General features: G+C 53.1%; 3 protein-coding genes and 1 tRNA gene. 2 read left to right on the forward strand and 2 right to left on the reverse strand.

The annotated features are described in order from the left end of the window. Window positions 1-77: 77 nt before the first annotated feature. Window positions 78-1,295, forward strand: a complete 1,218-nt coding sequence (locus H6F43_RS09745; protein ID WP_190342591.1) for an NAD(P)/FAD-dependent oxidoreductase — start codon at window positions 78-80, stop codon at window positions 1,293-1,295. A 190-nt stretch (window positions 1,296-1,485) separates the two neighbouring features. Here the strand turns inward: H6F43_RS09745 and H6F43_RS09750 are convergent. After that, window positions 1,486-1,572: transfer RNA gene (locus H6F43_RS09750), tRNA-Ser, on the reverse strand. An 82-nt stretch (window positions 1,573-1,654) separates the two neighbouring features. On the opposite strand from H6F43_RS09750, the gene H6F43_RS09755 reads away from it, so the two are divergent. After that, window positions 1,655-2,020 carry a 2Fe-2S iron-sulfur cluster-binding protein gene (locus tag H6F43_RS09755; protein WP_190342592.1) on the forward strand — a complete coding sequence of 122 codons (366 nt, stop codon included), beginning with the start codon at window positions 1,655-1,657 and terminating at the stop codon, window positions 2,018-2,020. Window positions 2,021-2,340: 320 nt separating this feature from the next. On the opposite strand, the gene H6F43_RS09760 is transcribed toward H6F43_RS09755, so the two are convergent. Next, window positions 2,341-2,592 (reverse strand): hypothetical protein, encoded by a 252-nt coding sequence (locus tag H6F43_RS09760; RefSeq protein WP_190342593.1) that lies wholly within the window; start codon window positions 2,590-2,592, stop codon window positions 2,341-2,343. Between the last annotated feature and the right edge of the window lie 270 nt (window positions 2,593-2,862).

A 2,862-nucleotide genomic window follows, 5' to 3' on the forward strand; every position in this document is an offset into this window, starting at 1 on the left:
GCAGTATCTCAAAACACACTTTTGGGCGCTCTGCCTACGATAGGTTGGTCGCTGGGTTTATCAGGTAAACGATCGGCATGAGCAGAACGCCTCTGAGAGTTGCGGTGATTGGAGCGGGGGTTGTGGGCTGTCTTGTGGTCCACGGGTTGCAGCAGCAAGACGACATCGAAATTTTCTGCATTGATCGAGGACCCGAGGAGAACGTACTGGCGGGCACTGGGCTGAACGTAGGTCCAAATGCGCTCAAGGTGTTGCAGCAGCAAGACCCTGAACTCGCGACGGCGCTGCAAGCAGCGGGGATCAGTCTGCCATGGCGATCGTGGGTGGCAGGATTGACCGATGGCACCGTAATACTGGACTTGCCGCTGTCCCACGTCGCAGACAACCCTGGAATTCGGATTCGCTGGTCAGATCTGTATCGCCAGCTGCGATCGCGCATTGCCGCCCGCGTCCGCTACAAAACGACGCTGCTAGAACTGGGCTACGCGGAATCATCCGAGGCAGGACCGCTGTATCTCGTGGTGGAGGATCAGGAGACGGGCGATCGGCAGCGGATCGATCGCGTCGATTTGGTGTTGGGCTGCGACGGACGCTACTCACAAGTTCGGCAGACGTTTTTTGGTGCACCAGAGCCGAAGCAGTTTGGCGTTTGCATTTACCGACTGCTAGTTCCGGCTTCGGGCGATTTGATCGAAGACTATCAGCAGTGGTTCCACAACGGACATCGCCTGTTGGCGTTTGCGATTCCGGGCGATGAGATTTACATTGCAGGTTCATTTCCGCTGGGTGAGGCGTTGGAAATTCCCGATGCGGCAAAGACGCCAGAATTTTTGTGGAACTGCTACCGACCGCCTGCTGGCTACAGCAAAGCGTGTCATTTTTTGGCAAGCGCCGTGTGTGAGCACATTGACCAGATCCACTGGGCGCGGATTCAGGAAATTCCGCTTGCGTTTGGCGACGATCGCGGACATGTGCTGTGCTTGGGCGATAGCTCCCACGCGATGTTTCCGACGCTGGGGCAGGGCGCAACACAGGCATTCGAGGACGGCTGCGTTTTTGTTGCGGAGATGCGCCGCTGGCTAGCAGCGGGTCGATCGGGTGGTGTGTCGTCGCTGGTGGCGCGGGTCGAGTCAGAACGCCGCGATCGTGTCGAGTTCGTTCAGTCTTTTTCTCGCGATGCCAGCAAGTCTCTCTTGGCGGGGTCTGACGCCGCGATTGATCTACGGGAAAAAACCCAGCCCCCATTTCTGCAACGGCTCGATCGGCTCTACCGCCAAACGCCCATTGTGGTTTAGCCTAACAGTCCATCTGCCTTTATCAGGCGTAGCTGCTACCCTGCAACGCTAACCATTCCGCCCTTCTGGAGGGGGTACTGCCCGCAAGCGGGAATAGCGGGTTCATCCAAACGCTTGGACGATCGAGGATTTGTGGGTACACAGTAGCTCCTGCAAGGAGAGGGCAGACGTGTTCAATCCTGAATTAGAACGGAGAGAGAGGGATTCGAACCCTCGTTACAGTTACCCGTAAACAGCATTTCCAGTGCTGCGCCTTCAACCACTCGGCCATCTCTCCAGGGGGTTGCGCTGGGAACACCAGCCACAGAATCATAATAATAACAGAAAACCGACCCAAACTTGGGCATTTCGTTTGTATCATGACTTCCTACACCGTCCGCATCCGCGATCGTCGCACGAACACTCTGCACACCGTTCAGGTTCCCAGAGATCGCTACATCCTCCAGTCTGCCGAAAATCAAGGAGCCAACCTCCCCTTTGCCTGCCGCAACGGAGCCTGCACCAGCTGCGCTGTCCGTATCCTCTCTGGCGATCTCTACCAGCCCGAAGCGATGGGGTTATCTCCCAAGCTTCAGCAGCAGGGCTATGCCTTACTGTGTGTCAGCTATCCTCGATCGGACCTTGAGGTGGAAACCCAGGATGAAGATGAGGTTTACGAACTTCAGTTTGGTCGCTACTTTGGCAAAGGCACGGTTCGCCAAGGTTTGCCGCTGGATGAAGACTAGAAGGCGGCAATGCGCCTGCTTTTGGGCGGCTGGGCACTCCAGAGAAATCCCGTTTTCAGGAGAATCTGCGGTGCTGATTAGCCCCATTAGTTCTGCGCTGACTCAGGCAGACTGAGACGCGGTGATGTCTGCCGTTGCCACGATCGAGCAGACATTGCCGTTTTTGTCGATAGTTGTAACCGTTATTCCGGCTAGAAAATGCTCTTGTATTACAGCTTGAACGTGCTGGAATTAGGCGCCTAGAGTAATCGAATCAACTGGAATTATAGAAGCTTAATAGAACAACCAAAGTTTCAAAACCGGCATCCCGAAACATTACACTATTCGGCGCGTAATTTTCGGGTTTGTTGGTCAATCTTGCGAACTAGCTCGAGTCCCGCTTCTGCAACTTCTTGGTTTATCTTTACTCGATCGCCCCAGTTAATCTGCTTTCCGTCCTCAATTTTTACCATCTCATGCGCTGCTTTATTCCTTGCTTGTCTCCATTGGTCAAGATCATTGAGAACGAGCGATCGTAAACTGGTGTCTGTTTCATGCTTTTCAACTGCCTTTTGAACCTGACCTAATGTCATGAAGCTAAATTCAGTTCTACTGAGCCACGTTAGGTAGCTTTCTAGGCGATCGGTAATCAAGCTTTCTTCTAGACTAATTGCTTCTAGATAAAAACCCTCACTAATCGATTTAGCGATCCATTCAAATGCCGCTTTGTATAGCTCGTAGCGCTCCTGACTAACATCGTTATTTGAGGCTCTAATTGCTCGTTTTCTGGCTTTAGACATAATGCGTCAAGCTATCGCTAACCTAACCCTATGTCGGTTTTACATTTAATTTGTTCCACCTAC

It is taken from the genome of Leptolyngbya sp. FACHB-36, assembly GCF_014695955.1.
In the GTDB taxonomy this organism is placed as follows: domain Bacteria; phylum Cyanobacteriota; class Cyanobacteriia; order Leptolyngbyales; family Leptolyngbyaceae; genus FACHB-36.

Excerpts from the sequence above, each read along its gene's own strand:
- H6F43_RS09760 (WP_190342593.1), bottom strand. The coding sequence starts at position 2,592 with ATGACATTAGGTCAGGTTCAAAAGGCAGTTGAAAAGCATGAAACAGAC.
- H6F43_RS09755 (WP_190342592.1), top strand. The coding sequence starts at position 1,655 with ATGACTTCCTACACCGTCCGCATCCGCGATCGTCGCACGAACACTCTG.
- H6F43_RS09745 (WP_190342591.1), top strand. The coding sequence starts at position 78 with ATGAGCAGAACGCCTCTGAGAGTTGCGGTGATTGGAGCGGGGGTTGTG.